Here is an 18973-nt window from a genome sequence, read left to right on the forward strand (position 1 = left end):
CGGCGTCTACCGGCCCTGGCAGAAATATAAATGATCCAGGACACATTCTGCTAACCGACACGTCGTGTACGGGTTCCGCCGGGAACCGCCATGGTCCCGCCCCGTCCGACCCAAGCCCGTCTTATCCCGGTCCCGGGCTGAGTGTTGCCTCGCCCTCCAGCAGCCCGAGGGAACTGATCCAAGGAAAGACGAACTCCAAGAGCACCAGGACGGCCGCCGCCAGCAGCAACAGAGACAGCATAATCCGCACGGCGAGCGGGCCCGGCAGGTTCCGGAAGATCCAGGCGTACACCTCAGGCTCCTGCCTGCGCGGCGACCAGGCCGGCGATGTCGGGGGGCGGTCCGGTGTCGGCGGGGCGCCAGGAGTCCAGCGCGGCGTAGGCGATGTAACGCTCCTTGTCGCCGAACCTCGGATGACAGGTTGTCAGCGTCATCATCGCTCTGACCGGTTCGGCCCCGGGTTGTTCCGGTACGGGCAGCAACACGTCTGTCCGGTCCGGCGTCACGATGGTGTATTCCTCGAAGACGTAGCTGAAGTACCCGTCGGCAGTACGCACATGGATGCGGTCCCCGGGCCGGAGCGCATCGATTCTGTCCAGGACCTTGCCGTACGTCTGCCGGTGGCCGGCCACCGCGAAGTTCCCGACCTCCCCCGGCATCGCTGCCCCGGCGTACATGCCCAGGCCCAGCGAATCGAGGACTTCGGGACCCACTCCCCCGGAGACCGGCACGGAGAAGTCCTCGCCGAAGCGCGGGATGTAGACGATGCCGAAGGTCTCCCCGTCCCCGGGCGGCTCGCCTGGCTGCGGCGGCCCGAAGTCCGCGGCAGCGGCTGGCTCGGTGGGACCTGCGAACTGCCGGGACAGGGTGGTGACTGCGCCCTGCTGCGCCGCCTGGGCGTCCACGTTGGTCCACCACAGCTGCCAGATGACGTAGAGGAGGAGGATACCCCCGATGGTCACGAGCAGTTCGCCCGCCAGGCCGGCGGCAGTTCGGAGCGGACCGGCGGTTCTGCGTGTTCCCATATAAGCGATCCTCCCTGGGGGAACTGGATTCCTGGTGGCGGCGTGGCCAACGCCCGGGCGGGCCTACTGCTGGGCGCGCAGTGCGTCGGTGATCTTGGCGGCGGCGGCCTGGAGCTTCGGCAGGGCTTCCGCGACCACGGCGTCCACGTCCCGGGTGCCGTCTGCCAGCGATGCCTGCATGGACATGTTCAACGCGGCTGCCACGGAACCGTCCGGATGCAGCACCGGCACCGCCACGGAGCGCAGCCCGATCTCCAGCTCCTGGTCCACCAGGGCCCATCCTTGGCGCCGCACCTTGTCCAGCTCCGCCCGGAGCTTGTCCGGGTCGGCGATGGTCCGTGACGTCAGCGGCTTCAGGTCGGCGGAGGCCAGATAGTCCTCCAGCTGGCCGGCGGGCAGGCCGGCGAGCAGCACGCGGCCCATCGACGTCGCGTAGGCGGGGAAGCGTGTGCCCACCATGATGCCCACGGTCATGATCCGCCGGGTATGGATGCGGGCGATGTAGACGATCTCATCGCCGTCGAGAATCGACGCGGAGGTGGATTCATGCAGCTCCGCGGAAAGCTCCTCCAGCAATGGCTGCACCAGCTGGGGCAGACTCTGCCCGGCGAGGTAGGAATACCCCAGCTGGAGCACCAGGGCGGTGAGTTCGAAGACACGGCCGTCCGTGCGCACATAGCCCAGGTCGACCAGGGTGTGCAGGAACCTCCGCGCCGTGGCACGGGTCAGGCCGGTCCTCTTGGAGACCTCGCTGAGCGTCATGGTGACGTTGTCGGCGTCGAAGGCCCTGATCACGGTCAATCCGCGGGCCAGCGACTGGACGAACTGGTCGCCCGGCGTCTTGGTCTCGGTCATGGTTCCTTTTTGCAGTTACTCGGTGGGCGGAAGCAGCTTGATGTCCATCTTGGACTGCAGTTCTTCAAGCGTGGTTCCGAACGTTTCGCGCACGCGCACGCCTTCCTCCGTAATCAGGAAGACCGCGTCATTAGTGTATATGCGGGTGACGCAGCCCACGCCCGTGAGCGGGTAGGTGCATTCCGGAACCAGCTTCGGCTTGCCGTCCTTGGTGAACAGGGACATCATCACGTAGACATCCTTGGCCCCGGTCGCCAGGTCCATCGCACCGCCAACGGCGGGGATGGCATCGGGTGCGCCGGTATGCCAGTTCGCCAGGTCGCCGGTGGCGGAGACCTGGAACGCGCCGAGCACGCAGACGTCCAGGTGGCCGCCGCGCATCATGGCGAAGGAGTCGGCGTGGTGGAAGTAGGAAGCCCCCGGCACCTCGGTGACCGGGACCTTGCCCGCGTTGATCAGGTCCTGGTCGATCTCGTCGCCCTGCGCCTCCGGGCCCATGCCCAGCATGCCGTTCTCCGTGTGCAGGGTGATGTCCTGCTCCGCGGTCAGGTAATTGGAGACGGACGTCGGCTGGCCGATGCCGAGGTTGACGAAGGAACCGGGCTTGATGTCTTGGGCCACAAGCTTGGCCAGGTCTTCGCGGCTGAGTTTCTCGCTCACTGGTTTGCCTCTCCCTCTGCGACCTGCGGCGCAATTTCGACGACGGTGTCCACGTAGATGCCCGGAGTCACGATGACCTCGGGATCCAGTTGGCCGGTCTCCACGATGCCGGAGACCTGGACGATGCTCTTCTTGGCGGCGGCGGCCATGATCGGTCCGAAGTTGCGGGCGGTCTTGCGGTAGACCAGGTTGCCCTTCTTGTCGGAGGTCAGCGCCTTGATCAGCGCGACGTCGCCGTGGATCGGGGTCTCGAGCACGTAGCCCTTGCCGTCGATCATGCGGGTTTCCTTGCCTTCGGCCAGCATGGTGCCGTAGCCCGTGGGCGTGAAGAAGCCGCCGATCCCGGCGCCGGCGGCGCGGATACGTTCGGCCAGGTTGCCCTGCGGCACCAGCTCCAGTTCGATCTCGCCGGCGCGGTAGGCGGTGTCGAAGTGCCAGGAGTCGGACTGGCGCGGGAAGGAGCAGATGATCTTCTTGACCCTGCGCTCCTTGATCAGCAGCGCCAGGCCGGCGTCCGCCTGCCCGGCGTTGTTGTTCACCACGGTCAGGTCGGTGGCGCCGCAGTCCATGAGCGCGTCGATCAGCTCCATCGGCTGGCCGGCGTTGCCGAAGCCGCCGATCAGCACGGTGGCGCCGTCCTGGATGCCGGCCACGGCGTCCTGGGCAGTAGCAGCGAATGTAGCCACTCGCTTACCTCCTTAGTTCTTGGTTGAGTTGACGTTTTCCAGCACGACGGCGAGGCCCTGGCCGACGCCGATGCAGATGGCGGCCACGCCCCAGCGGTCGCCCGATTCCTGCAGGCGGCGGGCCAGCGTGCCGAGGATGCGGATCCCCGAGGCGCCCAGCGGGTGGCCGATGGCCACGGCACCGCCCCAGGCGTTCACGATCGCCGGGTCGATGTCCCAGTTGTCGATGCAGGCCAGGGACTGCGCGGCGAATGCCTCATTAAGCTCGACGGCGGCGACATCGGACCAGTTGATCCCGGCCCGCTTGACGGCCTGGTTGGCGGCCTCCACCGGCGCGAACCCGAAGAACTGCGGGTCCAGGGCGGACGTGCCGCGGCCGGCGATCCGGGCCAGCGGCTCGGTACCCAGCAGCCCGGCGGCGGCCTCGCTGCCCAGCCAGGCCGCGGAAGCGCCGTCGTTCAGCGGCGAAGCGTTGCCGGCCGTGACCGTGCCGCCCTCGGGGCCGTCGCCCACCGGCCGGAAGACGGTCTTCAGCCCGGCCAGGACGTCAACGGTGCTGGTGGGGCGGATGGACTCGTCGCGGGCCAGGTCGGTGCCCGGAACCTGCACCACCATCGAGTCGTACCTGCCCGCGTTCCAGGCCTCGTCGGCCAGCCGGTGCGAGGCGGCGGCGAACTCGTCCTGCCGTTCGCGGGTGATGCCGTGACGCTCGCGCAGCTGTTCGGTGGCCTCGCCCAGGGAGACGGTCCATTCCTGGGGCATCTTCTTGTTCACCAGGCGCCAGCCCAGCGTGGTGGACGCCAGCGTCATGTTGCCGGCCGGGTAGGGCTTCTCGGTCTTTGGCAGCACCCACGGCGCCCGGCTCATCGACTCGACGCCGCCGATCAGCACCAGGTCGCCTTCGCCGGCGTTGATCTGCCGGGAGGCGATGATCGCGGCGTCCAGGCTGGAGCCGCACAGCCGGTTCACGGTGGTGCCCGGGATGGAGGTGGGCAGGCCCGCCAGCAGCGTGGCCATCCGCGCGACGTTCCGGTTCTCTTCGCCGGCGCCGTTGGCGTTGCCGAAGATCACCTCGTCGATGCGCTCCGGGTCCAGGCCGGGGGCCCGGGAAACTTCCGCCTTGACGACTTCGGCCGCCAGGTCGTCCGGTCGGACACCTGCCAGCGCACCGCCGAACTTGCCGAAGGGGGTGCGGACGGCGTCATACAAATATGCCTGGTTCATTCGAGGCTCCTTCGTGGCGCACTTGGGGCGTGCGCTTTTCGGTTACAGCAAACGGTCCGGTCCAGCGCTCAGGCTGGACCGGACCGCTCCGTCGACACGGGGGTCCGCGCAGGAACTTGCCGTTCGGCACGGGACCGCCGCGGGGGCGGCATCCGGTCTTTGCCGAGGGTGTTCGCTTTACGAACGCATGTACGTCATATGAACTATATCGAGCCCTTGTGATCCTCGTCAAGGCTGGCAAAGACGCCCTTGGCCACCTTGAACGCGACGTTGGCGTCCGGAACGCCGCAGTAGATGGCCGACTGCAGCACCACTTCCTTGATCTCGTCCCGGGTCATGCCGTTAGTCAGCGCCGCCCGGACATGCATGGCGAATTCCTCCCAGTGATTCCTGGCGATCATGGCGGTCAGCGTGATGGCGCTGCGCGTGGTGCGGGGCAGCCCCTCCCGGGTCCAGATGGTCCCCCAGGCGTAACGGGTGATCAGTTCCTGGAAGTCCTGGGTGAACTCATCGATCGAGCTGTTCGCGCGGTCCACGTGGGCATCGCCGAGGACCTGCCGGCGCACCGCCATGCCCTCGTCGTAGACCTCCTGCTGTGTCTTGGCAGGATCGAAGGTGCGGTTGTCGCTCACGGCGTGTACTCCTTGGGTAGTTCAGTCATGGGTCCGGCTGCCGTTCAGGCGGCCAGGAAGAAATCTCGCAGCAGCGCCGCGGTTTCCCCCGGTGCTTCGGCGGGTGCCTGGTGGGCCACCCCGTCGACGACGGCGGAGCTCCCCTTCTGCACGCCGGCGGCCACTGCTTCGGCGAACCCGGGCGGGCACACCTGGTCCACCGCCCCGGCGATGGCGATCACCGGGGTGCCTATTTCACCGAGCCGTTCGCGGACGTCGAAGCCGGCCAGGGCCTCGCAGGCGTGGGCGTAGGCGAAGCGGTCGGCGTTCTGCAGGGTGTGCAGCAGCCGGGTAGTGCGCTCGGGGTGCTTCTCGATGAAGCCCGGCGCGAACCAGCGCTGCGCCGAGCCGGTCACCATCGTGGGCGTGCCCGCGGTGCGCACGGTTTCCGCGCGCTCCAGCCACGCCTCCGGCTCGCCGATCTTGGCGCCGGAGCACACCACGCCCAGGCCGGCGAAGCGGTCCGGGTAGTCCAGGCCCAGCTGCAGGGCCAGTTCACCGGCCAACGAGACGCCGGCGAAGTACACCTTGGCCGCGGCGTCGATGTCGCCGGCTTCGCGCAGCTTGTCGAGCATCGCCACGACTCCTTGGGCCAGTTCGGCCATGGTGAACGGTCCGGTCGAGGCGGGGCTGGCCCCGTGGCCGGGCAGGTCAACGCCCACTACCTGGAAGTCCTGCAGGTGCTCCACGGCGTCGGACCAGAGCGCCTTGGCGCCGGTGCCCAGTCCCGCGCCGGCCAGCAGCACCGGCCTGCCTTTGCCCTCGGACAGCAGGGTGGGGGTGATTTCGGGAACGGTCACGAATGGCTCCATTCTGCGTAGTGGGATGTGATTCGGTCGATCAGTTCGCTGCTTTGGCCGGTGTACCCGGCCGGATCCAGCAGTTCGGCCAGCGCCGGGTCGGACAGGACCTCGCCCGGCACAGCTTCGCGCAGCAGTTGCGCCAGGCTGCCCTGGCCGGCGAGCGACTGGTTGACCAGGCTCTGGACCTTGGACTTGCCGGCGCCGGGGGTCCCGCCGTCCAGCATCGGCGCCACCGTGGCCATGACGCGTTCGCTGACCACCAGCTCGCCGGTGATCTGCAGGTTCCGGCGCATCGTCTCCGGGCGGACCACCAGCCCGTCGGAGAGTTCGGCCAGCTTGGCCGCCGCCCCGCCGGCCAGCCGGAGCAGCTGGCGCAGCGCCTGCCACTCCACGTGCCAGGAACCGTCCGGCCGCTCGTCGATGGCCCCGGCCGCCGCGGCCTGGACCTGGGCCAGGTGTCCGGGAGCGGCGAGGGCGGCGCTGCGGATCAGCACGGACAGCACCGGATTCTGTTTCTGCGGCATGGCCGAGGAGCCGCCGCGGCCGTCTGCGGCGGGCTCGGAGACCTCGCCGAGCTCGGGCCGGCTCAGCAGCAGCACGTCGTTGGCGACCTTTCCGGCGGCCGCCAGCACGTCGGCCAGCGCGGCGGCCAGCGAAGTGACCGGCAGTCGGTTGGTCTGCCACGGCGCCACCGGATCGGCCAGCCCCAGCCGCCCGGCGAGGCGGGCCGCCAGGGCGAGCGCGTCGTCGTCCTGCCCGGTGCCCTCCGCCGGAGGGTTGGCGGGCCGGTTGGCCAGGTCGGTGAGCGCGGCCATGGTGCCGGCCGCACCGCCCCACTGCAGCGGCAGTCCGCCGGCCACCTGCTCCAACCGGATACCGGCCTGGGCCACGCCGGAGAGCCAGTTGGCGGCCTTGAGCCCGAACGTCGACGGCAGCGAATGCTGGGTGAGCGTGCGGGCCACGGTGACGGTGGCGCGGTGTTCGTCCGCCAACCGTCCGAGGCCCGCGGCGGCTGACTTGAGGTCGGTGACGATTCCGGCCAGCGCGCGGCGGGCCATCAGCATCAGGGCGCTGTCCAGGATGTCCTGGCTGGTGGCGCCCTGGTGGATCGCCGGGACGGAAGCCGGGTCGTGCTTTTTGATCTCCGCCCGCAGGTCGGCCAGCAGCGGGATGACCGGATTGCCGCCGCCCTGTGCCCGCTCGGCCAGCCCCGCGGCGTCGTAGAGGTCCGCATGCGCGGCCTGCTCGACGGCCGGGACGGCCTCCGCCGGCACCCTGCCCGCGTCGGCCAGCACGCGGGTCCATTCGAGCTCGACGTCGAGCATGGCTTGGATGAATTGGTAGTCGCTGGTTAAACGGGACGCTGCTGTCCCAGCCGAAGCCGGGGACAGCAGCCCGAAATCAGCGTGGTCCGCTGGGTTCATGTGTTCCTAAATCCCCGGGTAGCTCAGGAAGACGGTCTCGCCTTCGCCCTGCAGCCGGATGTCGAAGCGGAGGTCGCCGTTCGGCTCGCGCTCGGCGATGAGCGTGTTCCGCCGCTCTTCCGGCAGCGAGGACAGCAGCGGATCGTTGGCCAGCGCCTCGGTGTCCTCCGGCAGGTAGATCCGGGTGAACAGCCGGTTCAGCAGGCCGCGGGCGAAGACCACCATGGAGATGAACGGGGCCTTGCCCGGCTCGGTGGCACCCGGGTTGACCGTGGTGAAGGTGTAGTGGCCCACGTTGTCCACGGCCACCCGGCCGAAGCCGGTGAAGGTGTGGTTGTCGCGGACCAGGGACCCGGTTTCGCGGGAGATCTTGCCGTGCTCGTCGGCCTGCCAGATCTCCAGCATGGAGTCGGGGATCACGGCGCCGTTGCCGTCGTAGACCACGCCGTGCAGCCGGATGGCTCCGGCGTGCGCGCGGTGGACCAGCTGGCTGTCCTTCTCGTAGGGCAGCGCGAAGCCGTAGAACGGGCCGATGGTCTGGCCCGGGGTGGGCACCAGTTTGGTGGTGGACTCGCTCATCAGTGCTCCTCGCCTTCTTCCATCCATGTGCGGTTGCTGCCGGAAAGGACGATGTCCCAGCGGTAGCCGGTGTTCCACTCGTGGCTGGTGATCGAGTGGTCGTAGGTGGCGACCAGGCGGTCGCGGGCCGCCGGGTCGGTGATCGACTGGTAGATCGGATCCAGGGGGAACAGCGGGTCGCCCGGGAAGTACATCTGGGTGATCATGCGCTGGGTGAAGTCCGTACCGAACAGCGAGAAGTGGATGTGGGCCGGGCGCCAGGCGTTGTGGTGGTTCTTCCACGGGTACGGAGCCGGCTTGATGGTGGTGAACTTGTACTCGCCGTTGGGCCCGGTGATGCAGCGGCCCACGCCGGTGAAGTTCGGGTCGATCGGGGCCGGGTGCTGGTCGCGCTTGTGCACGTAACGTCCGGCGGCGTTGGCCTGCCAGACTTCCACCAGCTGGTTGCGCACCGGGCGGCCGTCGCCGTCCAGGACACGGCCCTGCACCACGATCCGCTCGCCGAGCGGCTCGCCGTTGTGCTGGATGGTCAGGTCCGACTCCAGGATGTGCACGTCCCGCTCGCCGAAGGCCGGGCTCCACAGCTCGATGGTCTCCGGGTCCGCGTGGTGCAGGTCCTTGGTGGGGTGGCGCAGCAGCGAGGAGCGGTACGGCGCAAAGTCGATGCGCGGCTGCGTTTCCTCGGCGCCCCCGGCCTCCACGCCCTTGCGGTACGCCTCGTGGCTGTCGGCGATTTCCTGGCTGATCTTCTCCTGCGAATCCGCGGTGGCGGCGGGATCCAGCAGGTGGCTGTCGTCAAACGTCTCGTCCTCGAAAGCCTCGTCCTGAGCTTTAGCGTCGCTCATCGGGACTCCTTTCCGTTGTGGCTGTGGATGGGTTAAGGGTTTGCGCCCGGTGTGGTGCGGGCGCAGCGGCTACTTGTGCGGCCAACCCGTGTAGGACTCGGCCAGGTACTGCTGCCCGAAGCGGGAACCGGTCACGGTGGCCAGTTCGCCCAGCGCGCGCTTGGTCTCGAACGGCGAGGCATCCTCGCGGGTGTGCAGCATGCTGGTCATCCAGTAGGAGAAGTTCTGCGCCTTCCAGACCCGCTCCAGCGCCAGGTCGGAGTAGCCCTCCAGCAGGGCGTCGCTGCCGGTGGAGTAGAACGAGTCGATGGCCTCGAAGAGCACCTTGACGTCCGCGAAGGCCAGGTTCAGGCCCTTGGCGCCGGTGGGCGGCACCGTGTGTCCGGCGTCGCCGGCCAGGAACATGCGCCCGTGGGACAGCGGTTCCCGCACGAAGGAGCGGAAGGCCAGCACGGTCTTGTCGAAGATCGGTCCCTGCTTCAGCTGGAAGCCGTCCGGTCCGTCGACCCGCTTCTGCAGTTCCGCCCAGATCCGGTCGTCGCTCCAGTCGTCCACGTTCTCGGCCGGATCGCACTGGAAGTACATGCGCTGGACCCTCTCGCTGCGCTGCGAGATCAGCGCGAAGCCGTGCGGCGAGTTCGCGTAGATCAGTTCCGGGGCGCTCTTCGGGGCCTCGGTCAGGATCCCGAACCACGCGAACGGATACTCGATCTTGTAGTCCTGCTCCCCCTTCACCGCGCGGCGGCAGAAGCTGCGGGAGCCATCGGCTCCAACCAGGATGTCGCAGTGCACCTCGAAGGCGGCGCCGTCCTTGTCCGTGAACCGGAACTTGGGCGTGGTGGTCTCCAGGTCCAGCACCTCGGTGACCTGAGCCTCGTAGCGCACGTCGCCGCCGTCGCGCCGGCGGGCAGCGGCCAGGTCCAGGAAGACCTCGTTCTGCGCGTACAACGTCACGGTGGCGTCCACCAGGTCCTTGAAGTCCAGGGGATGCGATTCGCCGTTGAAGCGCAGATCGATGCCGGCGTGCTCGTCGCCCTCGGTCAGCACCCGGCCATCGACGCCGGTGTCGGTGAGCATCTTGACCGAGCCCGCCTCCAGGATGCCGGCCCGGTGGGTGTTGTGGATGGTGTCGTGGTCACGGGATTCCACCACGAGGTTGTCGATTCCCTGCTGGGCCAGCAGGTGGCTGAGCATCAGGCCGGCCGGTCCCCCGCCGACGATTCCAACCTTGGTCTTGATGATCTGCGCTTGCGCCATAGGTGAGTCTCCTGGAGTCAAAGAGGAAGCCATGTCTTCCTCCAGTGTGAGCCCCGCGACACGCGTTCCGCCCAGGCGTTCTTATTGAATGAGAATTACGACGGCGGTGGTTGCCGCCGCTCCGCTCGCGGCAGCGCCACGCCCAGGGCGGAGATGCCGTGCGCCGCCCGCCGTCTCGGTCACGGCAGCGCCACGCCCATGGCGCGCGAGATGCCGCGTGCCGCAGTCATCAGCGCCGGGACCACGGCGTGGAAGTTCTCGAAGCCCAGCGGCACCACCACGCCGAGGGCAGCCAACGGGCGGGCGGCCGGACCGGGCACGGGGACGGCAATGCCGGTGGTGTCCACGTCGATGCGCCCGTCGAACGCGGCGTAGCCCCGCTTGCGGATGTCGGCCAGGTGCCGGCGCAGGTCAAAGGACACCGGGTCAGCCGATGTCACGGCCTCCGGGTGCCGGGTCAGGTAGGACTCCTGGACGTGGTTGGGTGAGTAGGCCAGCAGCACCATTCCCATCGAGGTCCGGTGCACCGGCATGCGGCCGGCTATCTGGGCCTGGTTCACCACCGAGCCGCGGCTGGAGAGCCGCTCGATCACCAGGACTTCGTCATCGCGCAGCACCGCCAGCTGGGTGTGTTGGCGCACCACGGACTGGATGTCCTCCATGAACGGCATGGCGGCCTGCCGCAGGTCGACGGCCGGCGAACTCCGGTTGGCCAGCTCCCACAGGCGAAGCCCCAGCCGGATCTCGCCGGGGCCTTCCTTCGTCAGCAGACCGTGGCGGGACAGTTCCTCCACCAGCCGGTAGGTCGTAGCCAGCGGCACATCCGCCCGGCGGGAGAGCGTGGCGACGTTCATCGCCGGCTTGTCCGGCTCGAACGCAGACAAGATGCGCACCAGCCGGTCCAGCATCGAGTCACCGGACGGGGAATTGGCCATGCCCCTAGAATCTCACGTGTGCCTCGTCCGCCGGCGCCACGGGGTCGAGTGCGCATTCATGTGGGGCAGCAGACGGGAGCCTCCGGGGCGTTGCGCTCCCGTCTCCTCCCACCCGGTGACAGACGCAAAAAACCGCCTCCCGCTGCCCCGGAATCGGGGAGCAGGAGGCGGTTTTGTGCTTTACGCCAAGGCGCTGGCGCCCCGCACCGGTGGGGTGCGGGGGCCGCAGCACCCTATTGGCTAGCGGTAGTCGCTGCCCAGGTCGTAGTCATCCAGCGGGATGGCGTGGAACTCGGGCGTCAGCGAACCATCGGCGCCGGCGTAGTCGAAGTCGCCGAAGGCGCTCGGGCCGGTGAACAGGTTGGCCTTCGCTTCCTCCGTGGGCTCCACCGACACCTGGGTGTACCGGTCCAGGCCGGTGCCGGCCGGGATCAGCTTACCGATGATGACGTTCTCCTTCAGGCCCAGCAGCGGGTCGGACTTGCCTTCCATGGCCGCCTGCGTCAGGACGCGGGTGGTCTCCTGGAAGGACGCGGCCGACAGCCACGACTCGGTGGCGAGCGAGGCCTTGGTGATGCCCATCAGCTCGTCACGGCCGTTGGCCGGCTGCTTGCCCTCGGACACCGCCTTGCGGTTCTCCGCCTGGAAGCGGCTCCGCTCGGCCAGCTCGCCCGGCAGCAGGTCGGTCTCGCCGGACTCGATCACCGTGATGCGGCGCAGCATCTGGCGGACGATGACTTCCACGTGCTTGTCGTGGATGCCAACACCCTGGCTGCGGTACACGCTCTGGACCTCGTCCACCAGGAACTTCTGCGCCTGGCGCGGGCCGAGGATACGCAGCACCTGCTTCGGGTCCTTGGCGCCGGTGACGAGCTGCTGGCCGACGTCCACGTGCTGGCCGTCTTCGACCAGCAGGCGTGCACGGCGCAGCACCGGGTAGGCGATCTCTTCCGAGCCGTCATCGGGGGTGACGATGACGCGCATCTGGCGCTCGCCGTCCTCGATGGACACGCGTCCGGCCACTTCGGCCATCGGCGCGACACCCTTGGGGGTACGGGCTTCGAAGAGCTCCTGGATACGGGGCAGACCCTGGGTGATGTCTTCCGCGGAGGCCACACCACCGGTGTGGAAGGTACGCATGGTCAGCTGGGTACCGGGCTCACCGATCGACTGTGCGGCAATGATGCCCACGGCCTCGCCGATGTCCACGGTCTTGCCGGTGGCCAGCGACCGGCCGTAGCACAGCGCACAGGTACCGACGGCCGACTCACAGGTGAGCACGGAGCGCACCTTGATCTCGGTGATCCCGGCGTCGATCAGTTCCTGGATCAGCACGTCGCCGACGTCGGAGCCGCCCGGCGCCACCACGGTGCCCTCGGAGTTCACCACGTCGGTGGCCAGCGTACGGGCGTAAGCGGAGTTCTCCACTTCCTCCGCCCGGCGCAGTTCACCGTTGTGGTCGGCCTCGGCGATGATCGTGTTCAGGCCACGCTCGGTGCCGCAGTCCATCTCGCGCACGATCACGTCCTGCGACACGTCCACCAGACGGCGGGTCAGGTAACCCGAGTTGGCGGTACGCAGCGCGGTGTCGGCCAGGCCCTTACGGGCACCGTGCGTGGCGATGAAGTACTCCAGCACCGACAGGCCCTCACGGTAGGAGGACTTGATCGGACGCGGGATGATCTCGCCCTTCGGGTTGGCCACCAGGCCGCGGATACCTGCGATCTGGCGGACCTGCAGCCAGTTGCCACGGGCACCGGAGGACACCATGCGGTTGATGGTGTTCTCCTTGGTCAGGTTCTTCCGCATCGCGTCGGCAACCTCGTTGGTCGCCTTGTTCCAGATGTCGATCAGTTCCTGGCGCCGCTCGTCGTCGGCAATCAGGCCCTTGTTGTACTGGGACTCGACGCGGGCGGCCTGGGTCTCGTAGCCCTCCATGATGGCGGCCTTTTCGGCGGGCGCGGCGATGTCGGAGATCGCCACGGTCACACCGGAACGGGTCGCCCAGTAGAACCCGGCGTCCTTGAGGTTGTCCAGCGTCGCCGCGGTGACGACCTTCGGGTAGCGCTCGGCCAGATCGTTCACGATCGCCGAGAGCTGGCCCTTGTCCGCCACGCGTGCCACCCAGGGGTAGTCATCGGGCAAGGTGTCGTTGAAGATGACCTGGCCGAGCGAGGTTTCGATCAGCGCTTCCTGGCCCTCTTCCCAGTCCTCCGGTGCCGGCTGGTCCGCGCTGGGCACGAAGCCGGGCACGCGGATCTTGACCACGGAGTTCAGGTGCAGCTCGCCGGCGTCGTGGGCCATGATGGCCTCCGCCGGGCTGGCGAAGACGCGGCCTTCGCCGGTTCCGCCTTCGCGCTTGGTGGTCAGGTGGTGCAGGCCGATGATCATGTCCTGGGAGGGCAGGGTCACCGGACGGCCGTCCGACGGCTTGAGGATGTTGTTCGAGGAGAGCATCAGGATGCGCGCCTCGGCCTGGGCCTCGGGGCTCAGCGGCAGGTGCACAGCCATCTGGTCGCCGTCGAAGTCGGCGTTGAACGCGGCGCAGACCAGCGGGTGAAGCTGCAGCGCCTTGCCTTCCACCAGCTGCGGCTCGAACGCCTGGATGCCCAGGCGGTGCAGGGTTGGTGCACGGTTGAGCAGCACCGGGTGTTCGGTGATGATCTCTTCGAGCACGTCCCACACCTGCGGGCGGAAGCGCTCCACCATCCGCTTGGCGCTCTTGATGTTCTGCGCGTGGTTCAGGTCCACCAGGCGCTTCATCACGAACGGCTTGAACAGCTCCAGCGCCATCTGCTTGGGCAGGCCGCACTGGTGCAGCTTCAGCTGCGGGCCGACAACGATCACGGAACGGCCGGAGTAGTCAACGCGCTTGCCCAGCAGGTTCTGCCGGAAGCGGCCCTGCTTGCCCTTGAGCATGTCGGACAGCGACTTCAGCGGACGGTTGCCCGGTCCGGTGACCGGGCGGCCGCGGCGGCCGTTGTCGAACAGCGAGTCCACTGCTTCCTGCAGCATCCGCTTTTCGTTGTTGACGATGATTTCCGGCGCGCCCAGGTCGAGCAGCCGCTTCAGGCGGTTGTTGCGGTTGATCACGCGGCGGTACAGGTCGTTCAGGTCGGAGGTCGCAAAGCGGCCGCCGTCCAGCTGGACCATCGGGCGAAGCTCCGGCGGGATCACCGGGACGGCGTCCAGCACCATGCCCAGCGGCGAGTTGGTGGTGGTCAGGAAAGCGTTGACCACCTTCAACCGCTTCAGGGCGCGGGTCTTGCGCTGGCCCTTGCCGTTCTTGATGATGTCGCGCAGGGACTCGGCCTCGGCGGCCATGTCGAAGTTCTCAAGGCGGTTCTTGATGGCTTCGGCACCCATGGCGCCTTCGAAGTAGAGGCCGTAGCGGTCGCGCAGCTCGCGGTACAGCCCCTCGTCGCCCTCGAGGTCGGCGACCTTGAGGTTCTTGAAGCGGTCCCAGACCATGTCGAGGCGCTCGATCTCGGCGTCGGCACGCTTGCGCACGTTGGCCATCTGGCGGTCGGCGGAGTCGCGGGCCTTCTTCTTCTCGGCGGCCTTGGCGCCCTCGCCCTCCAGGCGGGTCAGCTCGTCCTCGAGGTCCTTGGCGATCGCCGCGATGTCGGAATCGCGGGTATCGGCCAGCTGCTTCTTCTCCAGGTCGTGCTCGGCCTGCAGGTTGGGCAGTTCCTCGTGGCGGCGCTGCTCGTCCACGCTGGTGATCATGTAGGCGGCGAAGTAGATGACCTTCTCCAGGTCCTTCGGCGCCAGGTCGAGCAGGTAGCCCAGGCGGGAGGGGACACCCTTGAAGTACCAGATGTGGGTGACCGGGGCGGCCAGCTCGATGTGGCCCATCCGCTCGCGGCGGACCTTGGCACGGGTGACCTCGACGCCGCAGCGCTCACAGATGATGCCCTTGAAGCGCACCCGCTTGTACTTGCCGCAGTAGCACTCCCAGTCGCGGGAAGGTCCGAAGATCTTCTCGCAGAAGAGGCCGTCCTTCTCAGGCTTCAGGGTGCGGTAGTTGATGGTTTCCGGCTTCTTGACCTCGCCGTAGCTCCAGTCGCGGATGTCGTCCGCGGTGGCAAGGCCGATGCGCATGAGGCCGAAGGAGGATTCGCTGGACATATGGTCCCTGTTCTCTCTTGTTCTCTAAATCTGAAAGTCTGTCGGGTTACGGAAAGAGGACGCCGTGCGGCGGGCCGGCCGCGGTGCGGAAGGCACCTGCGGCCGGCCGGCGCGGCTAGACCTCTTCGACGGAACTCGGCTCGGCCCGGGAAAGGTCGATGCCCAGTTCTTCCGCGGCCCGGAAGACTTCTTCATCCGAGTCACGCATTTCGATCGCGGTGCCGTCGGTGGAGAGTACTTCCACGTTCAGGCAGAGCGACTGCATTTCCTTGATCAACACCTTGAAGGATTCGGGAACACCCGGCTCCGGGATGTTCTCGCCCTTGACGATCGCCTCGTAGACCTTGACGCGGCCGTGGATGTCGTCGGACTTGATGGTCAGCAGTTCCTGCAGGGTGTACGCGGCACCGTAGGCCTCCAGGGCCCACACTTCCATTTCACCGAACCGCTGGCCGCCGAACTGCGCCTTACCGCCCAGCGGCTGCTGGGTGATCATCGAGTACGGGCCGGTGGAACGCGCGTGGATCTTGTCGTCCACCAGGTGGTGCAGCTTCAGGATGTACATGTAGCCCACGGACACCGGATCCGGGAACGGCTGGCCGGAGCGGCCGTCGAACAGGCGCGCCTTGCCGGAAGCGCCGATCAGGCGGTCGCCGTCGCGGGTCGGATTCGTCGAATCCAGCAGCCCGGTGATCTCGAACTCGCTGGCACCGTCGAACACCGGCGTGGCCACCGTCGTCGGACCCGTCTGGCGCGGCAGGTTCGGCAGGTCCTTGGCCCAGTCCGGGTTGCCCGCGATGTTCCAGCCCTGCTTCGCGGCCCAGCCGAGGTGGATTTCCAGCACCTGGCCCACGTTCATGCGGCCGGGAACACCCAGCGGGTTCAGCACGACGTCGACCGGGGTGCCGTCTTCCAGGAACGGCATGTCCTCGACCGGCAGGATCTTGGAGATGACGCCCTTGTTGCCGTGGCGGCCGGCGAGCTTGTCGCCGTCCGTGATCTTGCGCTTCTGCGCCACGTACACGCGCACCAGCTGGTTCACGCCCGGGGGCAGCTCGTCGTCGTTGTCGCGGTCGAAGATCCGCACGCCGATCACGGTGCCGGACTCGCCGTGCGGGACCTTCAGGGAGGTGTCGCGCACTTCGCGGGACTTCTCGCCGAAGATCGCGCGCAGCAGGCGCTCTTCCGGGGTCAGCTCCGTCTCGCCCTTCGGGGTCACGCGGCCGACGAGGATGTCGCCGGCGTCGACCTCGGCACCGATGTGGATGATGCCGCGCTCGTCCAGCTGGGAGAGCACTTCCTCCGACACGTTCGGGATGTCACGGGTGATTTCCTCGGCACCGAGCTTGGTGTCGCGGGCATCAACCTCGTGCTCCTCGATATGGATGGAGGTCAGCACGTCGTCGGAGACCACGCGCTGCGAGAGGATGATCGCGTCCTCGAAGTTGTGGCCTTCCCAGGACATGAACGCCACGAGCAGGTTCTTGCCCAGCGCCAGTTCGCCCTGGTCAGTGGACGGGCCGTCGGCGATGATGCTGCCGGTTTCCAGCCGCTGGCCCTCGGAGACGAGGACGCGCTGGTTGTACGCGTTGCCCTGGTTGGAGCGGGCGAACTTCATGATCGGGTACCGGGTCTCGGTGCCGTCGTCGTTCAGGGCGGTGACCAGGTCCGCGGAGACCTCGGTGACCACGCCCGGCTTGGCGGCAACCACGGAGTCGCCGGCGTCGACAGCCGCGTAGCGCTCCATGCCGGTGCCGACCAGCGGGGCTTCCGAACGCAGCAGCGGCACGGCCTGGCGCTGCATGTTCGCGCCCATCAGTGCGCGGTTGGCATCGTCGTGCTCCAGGAACGGAATCAGGGCGGTCGCCACCGACACCATCTGGCGCGGGGAAACGTCCATGTAGTCGACTTCGGTGGCCGGCACGAGTACCGGCTCGCCGCCGCCGCCGCGCTCACGGCTGAGGACCAGGTCCTCTTCGAAGTGCAGGTCCTCGGTGAGCGGAGCGTTCGCCTGGGCGATCACGCACTCGATCTCGTCGTCGGCCGTCAGGTAGTCGACCTGGTCGGTGACCTGGCCGTTGACCACCTTGCGGTAGGGGGTCTCGATGAAACCGAACGCGTTGATCCGGCCGTAGGAGGCCAGCGAACCGATCAGGCCGATGTTCGGGCCTTCAGGGGTCTCGATCGGGCACATGCGGCCGTAGTGCGAGGGGTGCACGTCACGGACTTCCATGCCGGCACGGTCGCGGGACAGGCCGCCCGGGCCCAGCGCGGACAGGCGGCGCTTGTGCGTCAGGCCGGCCAGCGGGTTGTTCTGGTCCATGAACTGGGACAGCTGCGAAGTGCCGAAGAACTCCTTGATCGCTGCCACCACGGGGCGGATGTTGATCAGGGTCTGCGGTGTGATCGCTTCGACGTCCTGGGTGGTCATGCGTTCGCGGACCACGCGCTCCATGCGGGAGAGGCCGGTGCGGACCTGGTTCTCGATCAGTTCGCCGACCGCACGGATGCGGCGGTTGCCGAAGTGGTCGATGTCGTCGATCTCGACGCGGAGGTCGTGGTCGGCGCCGTCGCGCTTGCCCGGGATGGTGGTCTCGCCGGCGTGCAGCGCCACCAGGAACTTGATCATGGCGACGATATCGTCATTGTTCAGGACCGAGGCGTCCGGATCCGTCAGCGGCTTGTCGATGCCCAGCTTGCGGTTGATCTTGTAGCGGCCAACCTTGGCCAGATCGTAGCGCTTGGGGTTGAAGTACAGGTTGTCCAGCAGGGACTGGGCAGCCTCGACTGTCGGCGGCTCGCCCGGACGCAGCTTGCGGTAGATGTCCAGGAGGGCTTCCTCCTGGGTCTGGGTGGCGTCCTTCTCCAGCGTGGCGCGGATGGAGTCGTACTCGCCGAAGGTCTCCAGGATCTGGCCTTCGGTCCAGCCCAGGGCCTTGAGCAGCACGGTCACGGACTGCTTGCGCTTGCGGTCAAGGCGCACGCCGACCTGGTCGCGCTTGTCGATTTCCAGCTCGAACCAGGCGCCGCGGGACGGGATGATCTTCGCGGTGAAGATGTCCTTGTCGCTGGTCTTGTCGGCGGTCTTCTCGAAGTAGGCGCCCGGCGAGCGGACCAGCTGGGAGACGACGACGCGCTCGGTGCCGTTGATGACGAAGGTGCCCTTGTCGGTCATCAGCGGGAAGTCGCCCATGAACACGGTCTGCTGCTTGATCTCGCCCGTGTTGTTGTTCATGAACTCGGCCTTGACGTACAGCGGCGCGGAGAACGTGGCGTCGCGGTCCTTGCACTCGGCCATGGTGTACTTCGGATCGGCGAACTCCGGCTCCGAGAAGCTCAGGGACATGGTGCCCTGGAAGTCCTCGATCGGGGAGATCTCTTCGAAGATGTCGGCGAGGCCGGAGGTGGTGGCCACGCCCTGGCGGCCTTCTTCCTGGGCCTTGGCTACGCGCGCCTTCCAGCGTTCGTTGCCGACCAGCCAGTCGAAGCTGTCGGTCTGAAGGGCGAGCAGATTGGGAACGTCAAGAGGTTCGTGAATCTTGGCGAATGAGAGCCGGCGGGTTGCTCCGTCGTTCGACGAGGCGTCCAGCAGGCTGTTAGCGGTATCGGTATTAGAGGTGCTCGAGGCGACCAAGAGGGATCCTTCCACAGACCTTCAGGCTTGTCCTGCGCTTCCGCACCGCCGGCACCCCGAATGGGGCCCGGACATCACCTGGATCCGCTATATGATCCTTGCCCGCCGCACGATCTGCAGTTAAACACAGATAGGGCGTGGCGAAGCCCACCGCTATATGAAGGCCAAAGGTTTTGAGGGAAGACGCAAATACCAAGTGTACGGCACCGCGCGGCGGAATGTCCAGCATGCAGGCAGGCGCAGT

Annotated in this window: 15 protein-coding genes; all 15 read right to left on the minus strand. The window is 67.6% G+C overall.

The window, feature by feature from the left end; translation table 11 throughout:
* Window positions 1-121 precede the first annotated feature (121 nt).
* On the minus strand, window positions 122-292 hold the full coding sequence (locus AC5RVD_RS10340) for a hypothetical protein (RefSeq protein WP_494113030.1): 171 nt from the start codon (window positions 290-292) through the stop codon (window positions 122-124).
* A gap of 1 nt (window position 293) precedes the next feature.
* Complete coding sequence (locus AC5RVD_RS10345; RefSeq protein WP_494126868.1) at window positions 294-1025, minus strand: class E sortase; 732 nt, start codon at window positions 1023-1025, stop codon at window positions 294-296.
* Between the two features lie 63 nt (window positions 1026-1088).
* Window positions 1089-1880 (minus strand): IclR family transcriptional regulator domain-containing protein, encoded by a 792-nt coding sequence (locus AC5RVD_RS10350; protein ID WP_494113028.1) that lies wholly within the window; start codon window positions 1878-1880, stop codon window positions 1089-1091.
* 15 nt (window positions 1881-1895) lie between these two features.
* Window positions 1896-2540 (minus strand): 3-oxoacid CoA-transferase subunit B, encoded by a 645-nt coding sequence (locus AC5RVD_RS10355; protein ID WP_494113027.1) that lies wholly within the window; start codon window positions 2538-2540, stop codon window positions 1896-1898.
* A complete protein-coding gene (locus AC5RVD_RS10360; protein WP_494113026.1) occupies window positions 2537-3226 on the minus strand; it encodes a 3-oxoacid CoA-transferase subunit A in 690 nt (229 codons plus the stop codon). The genes AC5RVD_RS10355 and AC5RVD_RS10360 overlap by 4 nt, the downstream gene beginning before the upstream one ends.
* A 12-nt stretch (window positions 3227-3238) precedes the next feature.
* Window positions 3239-4450: a thiolase family protein gene (locus AC5RVD_RS10365; protein WP_494126869.1), complete on the minus strand. Its 1212-nt coding sequence runs from the start codon at window positions 4448-4450 to the stop codon at window positions 3239-3241.
* A gap of 203 nt (window positions 4451-4653) precedes the next feature.
* Window positions 4654-5082 (minus strand): 4-carboxymuconolactone decarboxylase, encoded by a 429-nt coding sequence (gene pcaC / locus AC5RVD_RS10370; RefSeq protein ID WP_493989366.1) that lies wholly within the window; start codon window positions 5080-5082, stop codon window positions 4654-4656.
* Between the two features lie 44 nt (window positions 5083-5126).
* Entirely contained in the window at window positions 5127-5921 is a 795-nt protein-coding gene (locus tag AC5RVD_RS10375) for an alpha/beta fold hydrolase (RefSeq protein ID WP_494126870.1), read from the minus strand.
* Window positions 5918-7348, minus strand: a complete 1431-nt coding sequence (locus tag AC5RVD_RS10380; RefSeq protein ID WP_494126871.1) for a lyase family protein — start codon at window positions 7346-7348, stop codon at window positions 5918-5920. Before AC5RVD_RS10380 ends, AC5RVD_RS10375 begins: the two co-directional genes overlap by 4 nt.
* A gap of 6 nt (window positions 7349-7354) precedes the next feature.
* Entirely contained in the window at window positions 7355-7927 is a 573-nt protein-coding gene (gene pcaG, locus AC5RVD_RS10385; RefSeq protein WP_494123071.1) for a protocatechuate 3,4-dioxygenase subunit alpha, read from the minus strand.
* Window positions 7927-8772, minus strand: a complete 846-nt coding sequence (pcaH, locus tag AC5RVD_RS10390) for a protocatechuate 3,4-dioxygenase subunit beta (RefSeq protein ID WP_494113021.1) — start codon at window positions 8770-8772, stop codon at window positions 7927-7929. Before pcaH ends, pcaG begins: the two co-directional genes overlap by 1 nt.
* A gap of 69 nt (window positions 8773-8841) precedes the next feature.
* Window positions 8842-10029 carry a 4-hydroxybenzoate 3-monooxygenase gene (locus tag AC5RVD_RS10395; protein ID WP_494126872.1) on the minus strand — a complete coding sequence of 396 codons (1188 nt, stop codon included), beginning with the start codon at window positions 10027-10029 and terminating at the stop codon, window positions 8842-8844.
* Between the two features lie 179 nt (window positions 10030-10208).
* Window positions 10209-10964, minus strand: a complete 756-nt coding sequence (locus AC5RVD_RS10400; RefSeq protein WP_494113019.1) for an IclR family transcriptional regulator — start codon at window positions 10962-10964, stop codon at window positions 10209-10211.
* Between the two features lie 240 nt (window positions 10965-11204).
* Window positions 11205-15095, minus strand: coding sequence for a DNA-directed RNA polymerase subunit beta' (locus AC5RVD_RS10405; protein WP_494113018.1), 3891 nt, complete (start codon window positions 15093-15095; stop codon window positions 11205-11207).
* Between the two features lie 115 nt (window positions 15096-15210).
* A complete protein-coding gene (rpoB, locus tag AC5RVD_RS10410; RefSeq protein ID WP_494113017.1) occupies window positions 15211-18729 on the minus strand; it encodes a DNA-directed RNA polymerase subunit beta in 3519 nt (1172 codons plus the stop codon).
* Window positions 18730-18973: the final 244 nt, after the last annotated feature.

Source organism: Arthrobacter sp. THG-b23 (genome assembly GCF_059091265.1).

What these genes read in the sequence shown, in the direction of transcription:
- pcaH (WP_494113021.1), bottom strand. Translation starts at nt 8,772, where the DNA reads ATGAGCGACGCTAAAGCTCAGGACGAGGCTTTCGAGGACGAGACGTTT.
- AC5RVD_RS10400 (WP_494113019.1), bottom strand. Translation starts at nt 10,964, where the DNA reads ATGGCCAATTCCCCGTCCGGTGACTCGATGCTGGACCGGCTGGTGCGC.
- pcaG (WP_494123071.1), bottom strand. Translation starts at nt 7,927, where the DNA reads ATGAGCGAGTCCACCACCAAACTGGTGCCCACCCCGGGCCAGACCATC.
- AC5RVD_RS10405 (WP_494113018.1), bottom strand. Translation starts at nt 15,095, where the DNA reads ATGTCCAGCGAATCCTCCTTCGGCCTCATGCGCATCGGCCTTGCCACC.
- AC5RVD_RS10380 (WP_494126871.1), bottom strand. Translation starts at nt 7,348, where the DNA reads ATGAACCCAGCGGACCACGCTGATTTCGGGCTGCTGTCCCCGGCTTCG.
- AC5RVD_RS10345 (WP_494126868.1), bottom strand. Translation starts at nt 1,025, where the DNA reads ATGGGAACACGCAGAACCGCCGGTCCGCTCCGAACTGCCGCCGGCCTG.
- AC5RVD_RS10365 (WP_494126869.1), bottom strand. Translation starts at nt 4,450, where the DNA reads ATGAACCAGGCATATTTGTATGACGCCGTCCGCACCCCCTTCGGCAAG.
- AC5RVD_RS10350 (WP_494113028.1), bottom strand. Translation starts at nt 1,880, where the DNA reads ATGACCGAGACCAAGACGCCGGGCGACCAGTTCGTCCAGTCGCTGGCC.
- AC5RVD_RS10395 (WP_494126872.1), bottom strand. Translation starts at nt 10,029, where the DNA reads ATGGCGCAAGCGCAGATCATCAAGACCAAGGTTGGAATCGTCGGCGGG.